Annotated in this window: 15 protein-coding genes, 1 tRNA gene and 2 rRNA genes; 11 read left to right on the top strand and 7 right to left on the bottom strand. The window is 35.3% G+C overall.

Going from position 1 to position 17,276, the window contains the following annotated elements:
* A 23S ribosomal RNA gene (locus BMX53_RS02320) occupies window positions 1-87 on the top strand; the annotation flags it as partial.
* Window positions 88-201: 114 nt separating this feature from the next.
* Window positions 202-311: ribosomal RNA gene (gene rrf, locus BMX53_RS02315) — 5S ribosomal RNA — on the top strand.
* A 261-nt stretch (window positions 312-572) separates the two neighbouring features.
* Here rrf and BMX53_RS02310 read toward each other — a convergent pair.
* Window positions 573-1,058 (bottom strand): regulatory protein RecX, encoded by a 486-nt coding sequence (locus BMX53_RS02310; protein ID WP_082671498.1) that lies wholly within the window; start codon window positions 1,056-1,058, stop codon window positions 573-575.
* A gap of 1 nt (window position 1,059) precedes the next feature.
* A complete protein-coding gene (locus tag BMX53_RS02305) occupies window positions 1,060-1,932 on the bottom strand; it encodes a cupin-like domain-containing protein (RefSeq protein ID WP_038986901.1) in 873 nt (290 codons plus the stop codon).
* A 222-nt stretch (window positions 1,933-2,154) separates the two neighbouring features.
* On the opposite strand from BMX53_RS02305, the gene BMX53_RS02300 reads away from it, so the two are divergent.
* Complete coding sequence (locus tag BMX53_RS02300) at window positions 2,155-2,649, top strand: DinB family protein (RefSeq protein WP_038986902.1); 495 nt, start codon at window positions 2,155-2,157, stop codon at window positions 2,647-2,649.
* A gap of 59 nt (window positions 2,650-2,708) precedes the next feature.
* Here the strand turns inward: BMX53_RS02300 and BMX53_RS02295 are convergent.
* Window positions 2,709-2,788 (bottom strand) — tRNA-Leu (locus BMX53_RS02295).
* A 158-nt stretch (window positions 2,789-2,946) separates the two neighbouring features.
* Here BMX53_RS02295 and BMX53_RS02290 point away from each other — a divergent pair.
* The 3 genes from BMX53_RS02290 (at window position 2,947) to pth (ending at window position 5,221) form a co-directional block, all read left to right on the top strand.
* Window positions 2,947-3,888, top strand: a complete 942-nt coding sequence (locus tag BMX53_RS02290) for a ribose-phosphate pyrophosphokinase (RefSeq protein WP_038986941.1) — start codon at window positions 2,947-2,949, stop codon at window positions 3,886-3,888.
* A 28-nt stretch (window positions 3,889-3,916) separates the two neighbouring features.
* Window positions 3,917-4,525, top strand: coding sequence for a 50S ribosomal protein L25/general stress protein Ctc (locus BMX53_RS02285; RefSeq protein WP_038986942.1), 609 nt, complete (start codon window positions 3,917-3,919; stop codon window positions 4,523-4,525).
* 129 nt (window positions 4,526-4,654) lie between these two features.
* Window positions 4,655-5,221, top strand: coding sequence for an aminoacyl-tRNA hydrolase (gene pth / locus BMX53_RS02280; RefSeq protein ID WP_038986998.1), 567 nt, complete (start codon window positions 4,655-4,657; stop codon window positions 5,219-5,221).
* A gap of 60 nt (window positions 5,222-5,281) precedes the next feature.
* Here pth and aspS read toward each other — a convergent pair whose 3' ends face one another.
* The 3 genes from aspS to BMX53_RS02265 form a co-directional block, all read right to left on the bottom strand.
* On the bottom strand, window positions 5,282-7,036 hold the full coding sequence (gene aspS, locus BMX53_RS02275; RefSeq protein ID WP_038986943.1) for an aspartate--tRNA ligase: 1,755 nt from the start codon (window positions 7,034-7,036) through the stop codon (window positions 5,282-5,284).
* A 98-nt stretch (window positions 7,037-7,134) separates the two neighbouring features.
* Window positions 7,135-8,289, bottom strand: a complete 1,155-nt coding sequence (locus tag BMX53_RS02270; RefSeq protein ID WP_038986944.1) for an MFS transporter — start codon at window positions 8,287-8,289, stop codon at window positions 7,135-7,137.
* Between the two features lie 33 nt (window positions 8,290-8,322).
* Entirely contained in the window at window positions 8,323-9,393 is a 1,071-nt protein-coding gene (locus BMX53_RS02265) for an NADH:flavin oxidoreductase/NADH oxidase (protein ID WP_038986945.1), read from the bottom strand.
* A 171-nt stretch (window positions 9,394-9,564) separates the two neighbouring features.
* On the opposite strand from BMX53_RS02265, the gene BMX53_RS02260 reads away from it, so the two are divergent.
* Window positions 9,565-10,494: a siderophore ABC transporter substrate-binding protein gene (locus BMX53_RS02260; protein ID WP_038986999.1), complete on the top strand. Its 930-nt coding sequence runs from the start codon at window positions 9,565-9,567 to the stop codon at window positions 10,492-10,494.
* 40 nt (window positions 10,495-10,534) lie between these two features.
* On the opposite strand, the gene BMX53_RS02255 is transcribed toward BMX53_RS02260, so the two are convergent.
* Complete coding sequence (locus BMX53_RS02255) at window positions 10,535-11,191, bottom strand: metal-dependent transcriptional regulator (protein WP_038986946.1); 657 nt, start codon at window positions 11,189-11,191, stop codon at window positions 10,535-10,537.
* A 103-nt stretch (window positions 11,192-11,294) separates the two neighbouring features.
* Between BMX53_RS02255 and BMX53_RS02250 the strand changes: the two genes are divergently transcribed.
* The 4 genes from BMX53_RS02250 (at window position 11,295) to BMX53_RS02235 (ending at window position 17,156) form a co-directional block, all read left to right on the top strand.
* Window positions 11,295-13,547, top strand: a complete 2,253-nt coding sequence (locus tag BMX53_RS02250; protein ID WP_038986947.1) for a TonB-dependent receptor — start codon at window positions 11,295-11,297, stop codon at window positions 13,545-13,547.
* A gap of 15 nt (window positions 13,548-13,562) precedes the next feature.
* Window positions 13,563-14,036 carry a thioredoxin family protein gene (locus tag BMX53_RS02245; RefSeq protein WP_038986948.1) on the top strand — a complete coding sequence of 158 codons (474 nt, stop codon included), beginning with the start codon at window positions 13,563-13,565 and terminating at the stop codon, window positions 14,034-14,036.
* 563 nt (window positions 14,037-14,599) lie between these two features.
* Window positions 14,600-14,962 (top strand): BlaI/MecI/CopY family transcriptional regulator, encoded by a 363-nt coding sequence (locus BMX53_RS02240; RefSeq protein ID WP_038986949.1) that lies wholly within the window; start codon window positions 14,600-14,602, stop codon window positions 14,960-14,962.
* 31 nt (window positions 14,963-14,993) lie between these two features.
* On the top strand, window positions 14,994-17,156 hold the full coding sequence (locus BMX53_RS02235; RefSeq protein WP_074744375.1) for a M56 family metallopeptidase: 2,163 nt from the start codon (window positions 14,994-14,996) through the stop codon (window positions 17,154-17,156).
* Window positions 17,157-17,276 lie beyond the last annotated feature (120 nt).

Genomic DNA, 17,276 nt, shown 5'->3' with positions numbered 1-17,276 from the left:
GTTGGAGATTACAACGTTGATAGGCTATAGATGTAAAGACAGTAATGTCAAAGTCGAGTAGTACTAATAACCCGTAAGCTTATGTGAGTCTCCCCTTGATACCTCAAGGGGAGGGCAACTTTCTAAAGTATTCTAGATAATAGGAGTTAAGTGATTATTGATATAGTTAAAAATATTAGTTACGTAAAGTAACAACCGATTTAAGGTGGTTATTGCAGCGGGGCTCACCTCTTCCCATTTCGAACAGAGAAGTTAAGCCCGCTAGCGCAGATGGTACTGCTAACCAGTGGGAGAGTATGTCGCCGCCTTTCTTTAGAAATCCCCAATCTCATTAGAGGTTGGGGATTTTTTGTTTTTATTAGGTTTATGCTATTGGTTTAGTGCGTACATTTAAGAATTGTACTTAATAAGGTAAGTTATGATAAAGTACATGTTAGTTGTTTTAAACGTGTTTTAAGTAATGTAATTGAACGTTAGGTGTCTCCGTTATAATAGAAGTTTTTCTTGTTTTAAATGGCCTTTATGGATTTATATAGATAAAAAAAAGAGTCTCAATTGAGACTCTTTTTTAGTTATGATATGTTTTTTAATTCTTCTATTTTGTCTGTAATGTATTCCATTTCATAGCCTTTGCGATGTAAATAACCAATAAGTTTTTGAGTTTTTTTAGTGATGTCTGTATCTGTTAAAGAGTTCCATTTCTGAGCAGCTATTCTATCAAGTGTTTCGAAATACATTTCATCAGTTATTTCTAGCATAGCTTTCTTTATTAGAAAAGAAGATATCTTTCGAAGTTTGAGTTCTCCTAGTATTCTATTCTTTCCCCATCCACTGATTCGATGTTTTCCTCTTGCAAAACTACAAGCAAAACGTTCTTCATTTAGGAATTTATGTTCTATTAGGTGAACAATTACTTCATCATGTAATGATGGCGTTACTTTTAGATTATAAAGCTTTGTTACTACTTCAGCATGACACCGATCTTGGTATGCACAGAAATGTTCTAATTTGTTTTTAGCCTGTTCTAGACTTAAGTATTTTATTTTGTTTTCTTCCAATTTATTTAATGCCTAGTTTTTTGTGAGTTTCAGTAATTGCTCTTTCATTTTTTTTATCTATCCAGGTTTGTCCTTGGATGCGACGCATAAAATTATCAAAAAATCTCATTATTGTAACATTGTAAAATGCATTTGTTAAGTTAGTAAACTTACTAGGAAAAGCTCTTAAACTCATTGAAATACTTGGTGTCAAATATTTCATATAATGCCAATAACCTTCAGGCATATACAGCATTTCCCCATGTTTTAGATTGCATACGAAACCTTGAGCATATTGTAAGGCAGGCCATTTGTCAAAATCGGGATTGTCAAAATCTATATCTTCTCTGGAGATTAAGGCATGTGGAATTTTGTACATGTATTTAGATTGGTCAGGTGCAAATAACATACATTGTTTCTCACCATTAAAGTTAAAATGAAGGATGTTTGAGTAGTCGATATCAAAGTGCATAAAAACTTTTGAATTTGTGCCTCCAAAGAATAACATTGGAAGTTGTTTTACTAACCTTAATCCAAGTTTAGGCCATTTGAAGTCCTCTTTTAGACTAGGAACTTCTTTCATGATATTGTAAAGAAATATTCTATAGTTTGTAGGTGTACTTTGTAGTAAGTCAATATAATCAGACATTTTCATTGTAGCATGAGCTTCATTGAAACCATCTTTATGAGATACAGGTCTATCATCATATAGGGGAACGATTTTATCTCCAGCAATTTCTTTTATATAGTTTAAATGCCATTTAGTATAAGCAGGCCAGTCTTTTGTTAGATTCTCAATTACGACTGGTTTTTGTTTCTTGAAGTAATTTTCAATGAAATCTTTTTCTGAAATAGATTTCACCCTTTCTATCTCCTGAAGTTTTAATTTTCCCATAACATTTTCATTAATGCCACAATCGAATATGTATATTTAGTTTTGTGTAAAGTCAAATTTACTAAATCATTATCTTAATATTACTTTGATATTATTGTATTTAACTAATTTTAAATATTCTTTAGCGATTGTTTGTAGTTATAAGCTGAGGAATAATAAGGGATTTTAGTAGATTGTATATGTATGATTGGATTTTTTATGTGTATATTTAAAACAAAAAACATGGGAATATCAAAGAGCTTTTTATTAGAATTAGGGCATGAAGTTAATAGTACAAAGAAGATTATAGCTTGTGTGCCAAATGATCAGTGGGGCTGGAAACCTCATGCAAAATCTATGAGTCTTGGTGATTTATCTAAACATATTGTAGAACTTACAATTTGGACAGAGAATATTTTGACTAAAGATCATTTGGATTTTCAAACAGATTATAAAGCATTAGAAGCATCTACTAAAGAGGAGCTATTAACATTACTAGATAGGTATGAAAAAGCTGTTATATCATCTTTAAATATGTTTGATGAAGGGAAGTGGATGAATGATTGGAAACTGAAATCAGGAGAGCATGTGATAGTTGAAATGCCAAAAGTAGCAGCAAATAGATTTATTGTGAATAACCACATTTATCATCATAGAGGACAATTATCAGTATACTTACGTTTATTGGATGTTGCTATACCAGGCATGTATGGACCATCAGCGGATGATGCGCGCTAGAAGTTTCTATTAAGATCTTAAATAAAAAAAGCCTAACTCATTGAGTTAGGCTTTTTTAGTGCCCGGAGTGGGAATCGAACCCACACTCCGAAGAACACGAGTTTGAGTCGTGCGCGTCTACCAATTCCGCCATCCGGGCGATGACTTATTGTTTGTGAGTGCAAATGTAGATAAAAAAAATTAGTTACAAAGAAAAATGCTTAAAAAAAATCGTTTAGTCAATTTATATTTTATAAATTTGCAGCGCTTAACAATCATGGTTAAGTTCTAACTCACAACATAACAACTAATTATACAATGTCATATTTCGAACCAGACGCAAAGATTTTTGCATGCGCTCAAAGCACAGAGCTTGCTGAGAAAATTGCAAAAGCATACGGAGTAGAACTAGGAAAAGTAACTTTATCACACTACAGTGATGGAGAGTTTCAACCTTCATTTGAAGAGTCAATTAGAGGAAGAAGAGTTTTCTTAGTGTGTTCTACATTCCCATCAGCAGATAATCTGATGGAATTGTTATTAATGTGTGATGCAGCTAAACGTGCATCAGCAAGACATATTACTGCTGTAATTCCATATTTTGGATGGGCAAGACAGGATAGAAAGGACAAACCAAGGGTTCCAATTGGAGCTAAGTTAGTTGCTAAATTGCTTGAATCAGCTGGAGCAACACGTATTATGACGATGGATTTACATGCTGATCAGATTCAAGGGTTCTTTGAAAAACCAGTAGATCATTTATATGCTTCTACTATCTTTTTACCATATGTAAAAAGCTTAGGTTTAGATAACTTGACTATTGCTTCTCCTGATATGGGAGGATCTAAAAGAGCATATGCTTACTCTAAATTCTTAGAGTCTGATGTAGTAATTTGTTACAAACAACGTAAACAAGCTAATATCATCGACAAGATGGAATTAATCGGAGATGTTACTGGTCGTAATGTAATCTTAGTTGACGACATGATTGACACAGGAGGTACACTTGCTAAAGCTGCTGATATGATGATGGAAAGAGGTGCGTTAAGCGTAAGAGCTATATGTACTCACGCTATCTTATCAGGAAGTGCATATGAGAAAATAGAGCAGTCGGCTATTGAGGAATTAATTGTTACAGATTCAATTCCATTGAAGAAACCATGTGATAAAATTAGAGTACTAAGTTGTGCTCCATTATTTGCAGAAGTAATGCACAATGTACATGCTAACGAGTCTATTAGTAAGACTTTTGTAGTGTAGAATTTATTAATTTTTTAAATATATTTAAATGAAATCAATTACGATTAAAGGATCAGAAAGAGAAAGCGTAGGTAAAGTATCAACTAAAGCCTTACGTAATGCTGGAATGGTACCTTGCGTGTTATACGGAGGAACTGAAGCAGCTGTGCACTTTTCAGCAGAAGAGAAAGCATTCAAAAACTTAGTTTACACTCCAAACGTACACACAGTGGTAATTGAATTGGAAGGTGGAAAAACTTACAATGCAGTATTGCAAGATATCCAATTCCATCCAGTATCTGATAAAATCTTACACATCGATTTCTATCAGTTACATGACGACAAAGAAATTACATTAGACGTACCAGTTAAAATTACTGGAAACTCTAAAGGTGTAATGGCTGGAGGGGTATTAAACTTAAACTTACGTAAATTGAAAGTTAAAGCTTTACCAGCAAACTTACCTGACTTCGTAGAAATTAACATTTCTGACTTAGAGATGGGTAACAAATTATACGTTACTGATGTTACTGTTAACAATTACAAATTGTTACATGCTGACAACACTGTAATCTGTCAAGTAAGAATTTCTCGTGCAGCTATGAAAGCAGCTCAAGAAGCAGCGAAAGCAGCAAAAACAGCTACAAAGAAAAAATAATTCTTTCGAGAAGATATTTTCAAAAGCATCTGTGTTTACACAGGTGCTTTTTTTTGTGTCTTAAAATAAGGTTACTTGTTAGCTTTAATGTACTTTTGTACAGCAATTAATTATGTCATTAATAGAGAGATGAAGAAGTTTTTAATTATCGGATTAGGAAATATAGGAGCTGAATATATAAATACACGTCACAACATTGGTTTTAAAGTTGTAGACGAAATAGCTAATGAACTTGGAGGAGATTGGCAGACTGTTAAGTTAGGAAGCCTTGCAGAAGTAAAAGTAAAGGGAAGAACGTTATTACTTCTTAAGCCTAATACTTATATGAACCTTAGTGGTAAAGCAGTACAGTATTGGATGGAGAAGGAGAAGATACCTGTAGAGAATATCTTAGTTATTACAGATGATCTAAACCTTGCTTTTGGAACGATTAGAATTAAACCAAAAGGATCTGATGGAGGACATAATGGCCTTAAGAGTATACAAGCTACATTAAACTCTGCAGCATATCCTCGCTTTAGATTTGGGATAAGTGATGAATTTAAGAAAGGACAGCAAGTTGATTATGTTTTAGGGGTATGGGATGATAAAGAGAAAGAACTTATGCCAGAACGTCTTAAAATGGCTTCTAAGGCAGTACAAGAGTTCGCTTTAGGAGGATTAAATAATGCTATGAATACTTATAACGGAAAATAAGCAAAGTATATAAAAGCAAAAAGGGAGTTACTCAATGAGTAACTCCCTTTTTTATTGTGATTACTGTGGTTGTACTACAGTAATGTGTAATTCTTCTAATTGTTCTGGAGTAATTGTCGCAGGAGCGTCAATCATAACGTCTCTACCAGAGTTGTTTTTAGGGAACGCAATGAAATCTCTAATTGTTTCTTGTCCTCCTAATATAGCTACTAATCTATCAAGACCAAAAGCTAATCCTCCGTGAGGTGGTGCTCCATATTGGAATGCATTCATTAAGAAACCGAATTGTTTTTCAGCTTCTTCTTTGCTAAATCCAAGGTGTTTAAACATCAACTCTTGAGTAGCTTTATCGTGTATACGAATAGAACCTCCTCCAATTTCGTTACCGTTTAATACCATATCATAAGCATTAGCACGTACTTTACCTGGATCAGTGTCTAATAATGGAATATCTTCTACTTTAGGCGAAGTGAATGGGTGGTGCATAGCGAAGTAGCGTCCAGCTTCTTCGTCATACTCGAATAATGGGAAGTCAATTACCCATAGAGGAGCGAACTCATCAGACTTTCTCAATCCCATACGGTTACCTAACTCCATACGTAGAGCACTTAATTGCGCTCTTGTTTTGTTAGCAGGACCAGATAGAACTAAGATTAAGTCACCAGCATTAGCACCAGTTACCTCAGCCCATTTTTTAAGATCTTCTTGGTCGTAGAACTTGTCTACAGAAGATTTGAATGTACCATCAGCTTCGCATTTACAGTACACCATACCAGAAGCACCTACTTGTGGGCGTTTTACCCAGTCGATAAGAGCATCTATCTCTTTACGAGTGTACGAAGCAGCACCAGGTACAGCAATACCTACTACTAATTCTGCACTGTTAAATACACCGAAATCTTTATGTTGAGCAACAGCATTTAATTCACCGAACTCCATACCAAAACGGATATCTGGTTTGTCATTCCCATATTTGCGCATCGCTTCTTCGAAAGTCATACGAGGGAATTTTTCCACTTCTATACCATGAATAGATTTTAGTAGGTGTCTAGTCATTCCTTCGAACGTATCCATGATATCCTCTTGATCTACGAAAGTCATCTCACAGTCTATCTGAGTAAATTCAGGCTGTCTATCAGCACGTAAATCCTCATCACGGAAACATTTAACTATCTGGAAGTATCTATCCATACCACCTACCATCAACAATTGTTTGAATGTTTGAGGAGATTGTGGCAATGCGTAGAATTGACCAGCGTTCATACGAGAAGGCACTACGAAGTCACGAGCTCCTTCAGGAGTAGAACTGATTAAGTAAGGTGTTTCTACCTCACAGAAATCTTGAGCAGAAAGATAATTTCTCACTTCTTGAGCAACCTTGTGTCTAAACAATAAATTGTTTTTAACTGGGTTTCTACGGATATCTAAGTAACGGTATTTCATACGTATATCTTCACCACCATCAGTATCATCTTCGATAGTGAATGGAGGTACAGCAGACTCGTTTAATACTGTAAGAGTGTGTACTAAAATCTCGATATCACCAGTAGGGATATTAGGGTTTTTAGACGCGCGCTCTATTACTTGTCCTTTTACTTGAATAACAAACTCTCTTCCAAGGTTTTTAGCTGCTTCGAATACTGCTTTATCAGTTCTCTCTGCATCAAAGATTAACTGCGTGATACCGTAACGGTCACGTAAATCAACCCAAATCATAAAACCTTTATCGCGATGCTTGCTTACCCATCCTGATAGGGTAACTTCTGTATTTATATCCGAAGCTCTTAAAGCTCCACAATTATGCGTTCTGTACATTGCTAAAAATTATTTCCTACAAATTTATAAACTTATTGTGAATGATTGACTAAAAAGCACGTACAATGTCGTATAGTTTTTTATTAATCAACTCTTTTTTAAGCAGTAGCTTTCTTTTTCATTTGAATAAAAACGTAAGCCAATAATGCTCCACACAGTGCTAGACCAGCACCTACCCATTCTGGAGAGTTATAGCCTAATCCCATTGTGATAGGAATACCTCCTAAAGAAGCACCTAATGCATTACCGATATTAAATGATGCCTGTCCAGCAGAAGCAGCTAACATCTCAGACCCTTTAGCGTTATTGATTAACAACATTTGCAAAGGCGAACCAATAGTGAATGCAATTAATCCCGTAACTAAAGACATGGCATAAGCCATCCATTGAATATGTACCGTATAATACACGATAATCAAACAAGTAGCCATCGCACAGAATGAAAAGATAACAGCCTTAGCTGGAGGGAAAGTATCTGCTAATTTACCTCCAACGAAGTTACCTAAGAACATTCCTAAACCAACCAAAGTCATAACAATAGGAATGTTAGCCTCCGCTATATTAGCGATATTCGTCATCATCGGAGCGATGTAACTAATCCATGCAAATAAACCTCCTGTACCAATAGATATTAATGCTACTAATACCCATGCGATAGGTGTTTTAAAGAAAGCAGTTTGCTTCTTTAAGTTAGTATCTTTATCTGCCTCCAACTTAGGAACCCATAACAAGATTGTCAATGCTGAGATAATACCTAACGAAGCGATTAACATGTACGCAGTACGCCATGAGTACTCTTGTCCGATATACGTACTAAGTGGTACACCTACTAAGTTAGCTGTAGTAAGCCCTGCGAACATTATAGCTACAGCCTGAGCCTCTTTACCCTTTTGTGCTAATCGAGTAGCTACTACAGATCCTACCCCAAAGAATGCTCCGTGAGGAAGACCAGACATAAATCTTGAGATAATAAGTGTTGAGTAGCTTGGTGATAAGACAAAAAGTAAGTGAAAGAAAGAGAACATCACCATTAGAGCCATAAGTACCTTGTGGGGTGCGTACTTATTAGACGACATTACTAATAGTGGAGCACCTACTACCACACCTAAGGCATAAGTAGAGATAAAGTTCCCCGCTTTCGGAATACTTATTTGTAAGTCATTAGCGATATTAGGTAGTAGTCCCATCATTGAGAATTCTGTCATACCGATGGCTAATCCACCTACTGCTAATGCTATTAAACTTTTGTTCATTGTTGTTTTACTGAGTTTTAATTGTATTAAATATTATATTGTTTCTTTTCCTCTTTCGTATTGATTAGCCCAGTCGATGTTTACACCCAGTTCGTGAGCCGCTCTCATAGCGAAGTGAGGATCTCTTAATAATTCTCTACCAAGTAGGATACAGTCCGCTTGTCCCGCTTCTAATATCTCTTCAGCCTGTTGTCCAGTTTTGATTAGACCTACTGTTCCTACTAATATATTTGTTTGTTGTTTTATTGCTTGAGCGTAAGGCACTTGATAGTTCTTCTCTACTTTTATCTGTTGGTGTCTAACTAATCCGCCTGTGCTCACATCTATCAGTTCTACTCCTTTATCATGTACTATTTTAGCAAGTCTGATACTATCCTCTAAAGACCATCCGCCTTCTGCCCAATCTGTAGCTGATATTCTCAACCAAAGACTCTGCGTAGTCAATACTGACTTGACAGCCTCTATGACCTCTATTAAGAATCTAATCCTGTTCTCAAAAGAACCGCCATACTCATCCGTACGCTGATTAGTCAGAGGAGAGAAGAACTGGTGTATTAGATACCCATGTGCACCATGAAGCTCTATAATCTCATATCCAGCCTCTATAGCACGTACAGCACTTGATTTAAAAGCATCTATTATTCTATTAATTTCTGCTTTATCCATTGCTATAGGCAAGTTCTCACCTTCGTTAAATGCAATAGCAGAAGGAGCTATAGTTTGCCAACCATTCTTAGTATCAGGAGCTATCTGAGCTCTACTTATCCATGGTTTATCACAACTGGCCTTTCTACCAGCGTGTGCTAATTGGATTCCTGGTACAGAACCTTGACTCTTTATAAATGCTGTAATCTGTTTTAGTTTTGTTATATGCTCGTCAGACCATATTCCAAGGTCTGCATAAGTTATCCTACCTTCAGGACTTACAGCAGTAGCTTCTTGTATAATTGCGCCAACTTTACCTATCGCAAACTGTCCATAATGTACGAGATGCCAATCTGTAGCCAAACCCTCTTCAGCAGAGTATTGGCACATTGGTGATACAATGATTTTATTGTGTAACGTGTTGTCCCTTAGTTTTAAAGGAGAGAATAGAGTTTTCATAAGTTGTGTGTTGTTTGGTGATGCAAAAGTATTAAATCCAAAATAGAATAGAAGGTCTTTTGTCCTAAATGCACTTTTTAAGGTATAAAAATTACAACTATTCTTTTAGTTCCTCGATTATGAACCCTATATTTGTTATTTATATTTAATTTAAATAAATACAAAATGAGAATGACTTCTAAGGTTATCACTAGTACAGTACTAGCAGCGATGCTATTCGTAGGATGTAAACAAGAGAATACTAAAGTATCTTCTGATGAGACTATTTCGATAGAGAATATGGGCAGAACGATCAGCTTTAATAAAAAGTTAGACAATGTTGTGGTTTTTGATGTGGGAGCTATGGATAATATGGCAGAATTAGGCATACCTTTTAAGGGAATGGCTAAGGTATACAGTCCTAACTATCTATCTAAATATGCTGATGATACGAATATCGTTAATGTAGGATCTTTTATGCAACCGAATTATGAAGAAGTAGCTAAGGTCAATCCTGATTTAATCATTATGAGTAACTGGTTTGATAAGGATTATCCAGAGTTTGCTAAGATAGCACCTACGTTATCTTTAGGAATTTCAGGGAGTAACTATTTAGCGAGTACTAAAGATAATCTGAAGACTATAGGACAAGTATTTCAGGTAGAAGACAAGGCTAATGCACTAGTGGATAAGATAGATGCTAAAGTAGCAGACATGAAAGAAGTCATTGGTAAAAGTGATGCTAAGGCATTATTAATCTTGTATAATAATAAAAGTTATAGCGCATTCGGAGTGGAGTCTCGTTATGGATTTATGTTTAAAGATTTAGGAGTTAAGCCAGCTGCACCAGAATTAGAAGGAGCTAGTGACCACGGTAATATTATCTCTAGTGAATTTATTATGGAGCACAATCCTGATATTATCTTCATCATCGATAGAGGAGCAGTGATGGACAATACTATAGCTGAGAAGTCTGAAGTAGAGAATCCTTTAATTCAGAAGACTAATGCATATAAGAATGGAAAGATAGTGTATCTAGATCCTAACGCATGGTATTTAGCAGGTGGAGGATATATCTCACTTAATATAATGCTAGACGAAATAGCAAAAGCATATAAATAACAAACTAAAAAAGCTTCTCACTCGAGAAGCTTTTTTGTTTTTATTGTTTTTTCACGAATAGATTACTTGCTATCTTCTTTGTAATCGTGATATTGTGATTATCCACTTTGATCACATATGATTGGTCAAAAGGTTCTATTTCTATTATTTCTAGTTTAGACCCTAGAGATATTTTTTGTTTATCTAAGTATTGTAAGAATTCTGTAGAAGAATCTTTCACTCCTACACAGACTACTTCTTTATTAGGCTCTATTTCTGACAAGAGCTTTTTATCTATCTGTTTTATTTCTCCTTTAGCGTTAGGTATCGGGTCACCATGAGGATCTTCTGTCGGGAAACCTAAAAAAGAATCTAATTTATTAATTAATTTCTCAGATTTGATATGCTCTAATTCTTCAGCTACATCGTGAACCTCATCCCAATTAAAACCAAGTTTTTCTACTAAGAATACTTCCCATAGACGGTGTTTACGCACGATCATCTTAGCAGCCATTACTCCTTTTGGAGTAAGAGTAACTCCCTGATATTTTTGGTATGTTATTAATTCTTTGTCATTTAGCTTCTTTATCATATCAGTCACCGACGAAGCCTTAGTTTCGATTTTAGCAGCTATGGCATTAGTCGATATACCTTGAGACTGTCCTAGTGACAAGTGGAATATTGTTTTTAAATAATTCTCTTCTGAATAGGTAAGCATGGAATGTTTTTTTGTTTAAATACAAAGTTACTATTTTTTTAATTACAAATTAATTTTTAGCTTTGCCTAAATTTTAAGTAAGTATTAAGGTAAAAATATATTTATGCGTATTGTAATTAGTTTTTTGTGTAGCCTTGTTTTTGTCGGAGGAGTGTACGCTCAGAAGATAAAAGGAAAGGTAAGCTCAAAAGGGGATATATTATCCTATGCAACTGTTGTGATAGAGAAAACTACTATCGGAACTACAACAGATGAAAATGGAGAATATTTAATAGAAGGTCTTAAAGAAGGAAGTTATACAGTCAAAGCTGATTTCGTAGGTTTTGAACCTCAAAGCAAAAAAGTAACTGTAAAAGAAGGCCAAGAGGTAGTAGTAAACTTCGATATAAAAGAGAATTCTAACTTAGACGAGATTGTAATATCAGGAACATTAAAGCCTGTATTAAAGTCAGAAGCTGTAGTACCTGTTGAGATTTATACTCCAGCTTTTTTTGAAAAGAATCCTACAGCCAGTCTATTTGACGCAGTACAGATGATTAATGGGGTACAACCTCAGCTTAATTGTAATGTGTGTAACACTGGAGATATCCATATTAATGGGATGGAAGGACCTTATACTATGATCTTAATCGACGGTATGCCTATCGTATCTTCTTTGTCAACAGTGTACGGATTATTTGGTATTCCGACTAATATGATAGAGAGAGTAGAAGTAGTTAAGGGGCCAGCGTCTTCACTATACGGTACAGAAGCGATGGGTGGTATTATCAACGTAATCACTAAAGACCCTGAGCACGCTGCGAAGTTGAGCGTAGATGCGTTTACTACGACTTGGTTAGAAAATAATATAGATTTAGGAGCGAGCTATAAATTAGGAAGTAAAGTGAAAGGACTTTTCGGAGGAAACTACTTTAAGTTTGGAGAAAAGAAAGATAAGAATGGCGATGGCTTTACAGATGTGACACAGCAGGATAGAGTATCTCTATTCAATAAGTTCTCTCTAAAGCGTAAAGATGATAAAGTAGCTAGCCTAGCTTTGCGTTATGTATACGAGGATAGATGGGGTGGTGAGACTAACTGGAAACGCAAGCAACACCGTGGAGGAGAAGATGTATATGCAGAGAGTATATTCACTAACAGGTTTGAGGCTATAGGTATGTACCAATTGCCAACTACTGAGAATATCTATACACAGTTCTCTTATATCTATCACAAGCAAAACTCTATGTATGGACCAGAGTCATACGACGCTAAACAACAAGTAGCATTCGCTCAGGCATATTGGGATAAGAGTTTAGGTAATCATAGCTTACTATTAGGAGCGTCATTTAAATATACTTATTATGATGACAATACTCGTGCTACTGGTATCTATGACGAGAATGGATTAGTGAAAAACCAACCTCAAGAGACTCCAATACCTGGTATCTTTATTCAAGATGAGTGGAAGTTAAATGACCGCAACAAGTTATTATTAGGATACCGCTTTGACTACGATCAGAAGCATAAAGCGATACACTCGCCTCGATTAGGGTATAAGTTTACTCCTACTAAAAATCAAGCATTGAGAGCGAGCTTTGGTACAGGATTCCGCGTAGTGAACGTATTCACAGAAGATCACAGAGCGCTGACAGGGGCAAGAGAGGTAGTTTTCGCAGAACAATTAGATCCAGAGAAGTCGTATAACGCCAATCTGAACTATACGTTAAAAGTACCTTCTAACTTCGGAGTATTTAATTTTGATATCAACGGGTTCTACACCTATTTTACGAATAAGATAGACGCAGATACAGATACGGATCAGACTAAGATTATCTATGCTAACCTAGATGGACATGCTATATCTAAGGGGGTATCACTTAATGTAGATGTGACTTTTGATTTTCCATTAAAGTTGATGGCAGGAGCTACATATATGGATGTATATAGAAAAGAAGATGGAGCACGTGAGCAAATCTATCACTCTCCTAAATGGTCAGGTAACTTTATTGCCAGTTATAATTTCGGTAGTGGATTTACAGCAGACTTGACTTCAGACTGGAAAGGCCCAATGCGCTTACCGAGAGTGGAGAATGACTACAGACCAGAGTATTCGCCATGGACAGTATTGGCTAATATCCAAGTAACGAAGAAATTCAACAATGGATTTCAAGTGTATGGAGGGGTAAAGAACCTATTTAATACACTACCTAAGGAAGACACTATCGCGAGATGGTGGGATCCATTCGGAGAACCAGGTAATGGCGTAGCTCCACCTCCAGGTAGAAATGATGTAATCTTCGAACCAAATGATTACAGTTATACTCCGTTACAAGGAATAAGAGGTTTCTTAGGAGTTAGATATAATATCTTTTAATTAGTTAGTGGGTAAATGAGTAGAAGTTTGTTATTTTTCATGTTGAGTTATTTCTTTGGGTTGGGTGCTATTGCTCAGCCCAAAGAAATTAAGTTCTCTGAGCTTGAGTCAGCAGTGGCTAGTAAGCCTAAACCTGTAGTGATATTCTTACATACAGATTGGTGTAGCTATTGTTCACTGATGGAGCGAAAGACGCTAAAAGATCAGCAAGTGGTGCACAAACTGAATAACGATTTTTATTACATATCATTTAATGCAGAGCGAGATGAGACCATCACTTATAGAGGAAAAGAGTATTCGCTAAAGAAACTTGGGATTAATGCTAAGCAACATGAGTTAGCCAAAGAATTAGCCCAGTCTAATGCTTATCCAGCTATGATATTCTTAAACGAAAATTTAGAAGTACTCTATAGACACTTCGCTTATGTCAAACCAAATGATATGTACCAACTATTAAAAGCAATCAAACCGACTAGTAATGATACATAATACGAGTAGTTGTCCTACATCTAACCGAGTTTTTATAAGAAGTTAGTTTTCCCGTACTAAAATGTAGAACATACGTACTTCTTGCTTTTTGTATTAATCATTAATAGTAGCATAATTAGTTATGACTATGTTTCTAAGCCTTACACATTCACCGTTGTGTAAGGCTTTTTTGATTCTAGTATCTTTTGTATTTATTAGGAGATCGATGCGGGTGATAATATGATGAATGAATAATGTGTGTATAGTGACTCCATTAAAACATTGTAAAATAATGGAGTCACTATGGACTCATCATGGACTTACTATGGACTCACTCCAACGAAAACCCTTATAACTATTAGATGAAATAGAAATATATGCTATAGAGATGATTTTAGGTATATCATACATAATAACCTTAAATCCGAGATAACATCTAATGTTTTTCAAAATATTTTTTCCTTATAAACAGTGGCTTTATGTCGTGTATGCATTTGATTATTATACTTTTATTTTATTGTAACTAAAACTTTAGTTTGAAAACTAAAAAAATAGTTATATGTTTGTTGTATCAAATTACAATTATGGAAAAGCTAACAAACAAAGAAGAAGAAATCATGTGTATCCTTTGGAAACTCGAAAAGGGATTTGTCAATGATATTTTGGAACATATGCCTGAGCCTAAACCTCACTATAATACACTATCTACGCTTGTGCGTATCTTAGAAGAGAAGGGAGTGGTATCTTATAAGGCTTATGGTAAGTCACACCAGTATTATCCATTAGTAAAAAAAGAGGATTACAGAAAGATGTTTATGGAAGAGACGATGGAGAAATACTTTGATAATTCGTTTAGTAATCTAGTGAGTTTCTTCGTGAAGGATAAGAAATTATCTAAGACAGAGCTGGATGAACTAATGGAGATTATAGAGAAGAATAAAAAATAGTTTGATTATCAACCAACCAATCAACTGATTTATGACACCCATTCTTATTTATATATTAAAGACGAACGGACTACTGTTAGTCCTATATCTATTCTACAAGTTGTTCTTGCAGAAAGAGACATTTGTACACGCTAATCGTATTTACTTCTTAGGAGGGATAGCATTGAGTTTGCTACTGCCTTTAATCACTTATACTTCTATAGTACAGGTAGAAGTAGAGCCTTTAGATACTATGGCATATGCTTATCTACTAGATGATACAAGTTTAGAAAGTATAGCTGTCGAGGAGAGTATCTGGACAGCAGAGAATCTTATTACTTCACTTAGTTATTTATATATCAGTCTGACAGCGATGAGTATATTGTGGCTAGGATATAAAGTGATAAAACTCGTACGTCATATCCATAATTTACCTGTTAGTCAGGTGAATGATAGCTTGCGTATAGATGAGCAGTCTAGTGATGCTTATTCGTTTATGAACTGGGTAGTACTACCTAAAGATTATGAGACTATGGATCAGGTAGATGTAGTATTAGCCCATGAGCAGGTACATGTACAGCAGAGGCATAGTATTGATCTAATCATAATAGAGGCACTAAAACATCTGTTTTGGTTTAATCCTGCACTTTACTTTTTACAGCGAGAGATTAACCTTAACCTTGAGTATATCGTAGATGAGGAGATTACTCGTCATGCGGATACCTATACTTATCAGAGAGCTTTAGTCTTATATGAGACAAATAAGCTAGACTGTGTACCTATCGTGAACACATTCGGGACATCTGATCTGAAGAAGAGAATAATTATGCTTAACAACCCAAAATCAACTAATATGAAACGTTTAAAGTATTTATTGCTAACACCTGTGTTAGGAGGTTTTTTCTTCTTGTTTCAGACAGAAGTTAAGGCTCAGTATATAGAAGTATCTGGTAAAGATAAAAGTAAAGTAACTAGTCAAGATAACACTACTCCAGAGGATATTAGTAAGATAAGCGAGGAGGCTAGAAGACTTAGTGAAGAAGTAGAACGCTTAGGAAAAGAAGCTGAAGCTCTAGGAGTAGAAGCAGTAAATGTAGGTAGAGAGGCTAAGAATATCGGTGAAGAAGCTAAGAGTGTAGGTGCAGAAGCTAAAAAGATAGGAAAAGAGGCTAAGGCAATTAGTAAAGAAGCTAATAAAATAGCTAAAGATATACCTTATGTTGTAAATGGACAGGTATATACTTATAGTGAGTATGTAGCATTAGGTAATCCAGTGTCTAGTATAGCTAATGTGGACATATTAGATGCAAAGACTGCAACTGCACGCTACGGAAACATCGGTAAAGACGGAGCTGTAGAATTAAAACTTAGACCAGAGACAGAGTGGACTGGTAAGGGAAGCTTTATGGATAATGCTGTTAATTATGGAGGAAATGCAAAAACGTCTTTTAGTGTAGCAGTAGTAGATAAAGATGGAACTAGGGTAGTGGAAGGTACTTCTTCTAAATCTAGTGCGGATGCTGAGAAAGATTTAATGAGAAAATTAAAAGAGAAAGAAGAGGCACAAGCTAAGTTGCGTCTAGCATTGCGTGAACGAAGTGACGCTGAACGTCAAGTGATTTTAGCTAAACAAGAGAAACAACGTGCTGAGATAGATAAGAGAAGTGCTAATGTAGAAAGAAGAAAAGCTGAAATAGAGAACAAACGTACAGAAGCAGAAAAGAGAAGAGCTAGTGCAGAAGGAAGAAAAGCTGAAATAGAGAAAGATATAAGAGAAAGAAGTATTAGTGATAAATTCGTTTACTATGTTGATGGTAAACAAGTAGCAGAAAGTGAATTAGAAAGCTTTTATAGAAAGATGAAGTCAGTAAGAGTGTATAGTAGAGAGGCTGCAAATAAAGAACTTGGTTATACAGGTAATAAAACAGTTTTAGAATATACATTAAAAACCGATGAAGATTATGAGAAAGCTGCTAGGGTAGAGGAAATTACTAAGAGATATAAAGAGAAAGTTTCTGCTAGTCTGACTAGTGTTAAGAGTGATAGCTTTAAAGGCTTGGTGTTTATCAACAATGTAGAGAAAAGTAATGATGATCTTAAAACTTTAGATGCTGCTAATGTTGTGACAATGGAAGTGCTAAAAGGAAGCGCTGCTGCAGATAAATATGGAGATAAAGGGGTGAATGGTGTAATCCTGATTAAGACGAAACAATAATTGAATAAACATAATAAGTTAGTAAGAAAGCAATCTCAGAGATGAGGTTGCTTTTTTTTTGTATTTACTTATAAAATAATTAGTTATGGTAATTTTTGTTAATTTTGATGTATTAATATT

It is taken from the genome of Myroides marinus, from assembly GCF_900109075.1.
GTDB classification, from domain to species: Bacteria; Bacteroidota; Bacteroidia; order Flavobacteriales; family Flavobacteriaceae; genus Flavobacterium; species Flavobacterium marinum_A.
The sequence above is the reverse complement of the archived record's forward strand: the minus strand, read 5'-3'. Positions and strand labels throughout refer to the sequence as shown.

Excerpts from the sequence above, each read along its gene's own strand:
- BMX53_RS02250 (WP_038986947.1), top strand. The coding sequence starts at position 11,295 with ATGCGTATTGTAATTAGTTTTTTGTGTAGCCTTGTTTTTGTCGGAGGA.
- aspS (WP_038986943.1), bottom strand. The coding sequence starts at position 7,036 with ATGTACAGAACGCATAATTGTGGAGCTTTAAGAGCTTCGGATATAAAT.
- BMX53_RS02235 (WP_074744375.1), top strand. The coding sequence starts at position 14,994 with ATGACACCCATTCTTATTTATATATTAAAGACGAACGGACTACTGTTA.
- BMX53_RS02300 (WP_038986902.1), top strand. The coding sequence starts at position 2,155 with ATGGGAATATCAAAGAGCTTTTTATTAGAATTAGGGCATGAAGTTAAT.
- pth (WP_038986998.1), top strand. The coding sequence starts at position 4,655 with ATGAAGAAGTTTTTAATTATCGGATTAGGAAATATAGGAGCTGAATAT.
- BMX53_RS02290 (WP_038986941.1), top strand. The coding sequence starts at position 2,947 with ATGTCATATTTCGAACCAGACGCAAAGATTTTTGCATGCGCTCAAAGC.
- BMX53_RS02245 (WP_038986948.1), top strand. The coding sequence starts at position 13,563 with ATGAGTAGAAGTTTGTTATTTTTCATGTTGAGTTATTTCTTTGGGTTG.
- BMX53_RS02260 (WP_038986999.1), top strand. The coding sequence starts at position 9,565 with ATGACTTCTAAGGTTATCACTAGTACAGTACTAGCAGCGATGCTATTC.
- BMX53_RS02255 (WP_038986946.1), bottom strand. The coding sequence starts at position 11,191 with ATGCTTACCTATTCAGAAGAGAATTATTTAAAAACAATATTCCACTTG.
- BMX53_RS02270 (WP_038986944.1), bottom strand. The coding sequence starts at position 8,289 with ATGAACAAAAGTTTAATAGCATTAGCAGTAGGTGGATTAGCCATCGGT.
- BMX53_RS02240 (WP_038986949.1), top strand. The coding sequence starts at position 14,600 with ATGGAAAAGCTAACAAACAAAGAAGAAGAAATCATGTGTATCCTTTGG.
- BMX53_RS02265 (WP_038986945.1), bottom strand. The coding sequence starts at position 9,393 with ATGAAAACTCTATTCTCTCCTTTAAAACTAAGGGACAACACGTTACAC.
- BMX53_RS02285 (WP_038986942.1), top strand. The coding sequence starts at position 3,917 with ATGAAATCAATTACGATTAAAGGATCAGAAAGAGAAAGCGTAGGTAAA.
- BMX53_RS02305 (WP_038986901.1), bottom strand. The coding sequence starts at position 1,932 with ATGGGAAAATTAAAACTTCAGGAGATAGAAAGGGTGAAATCTATTTCA.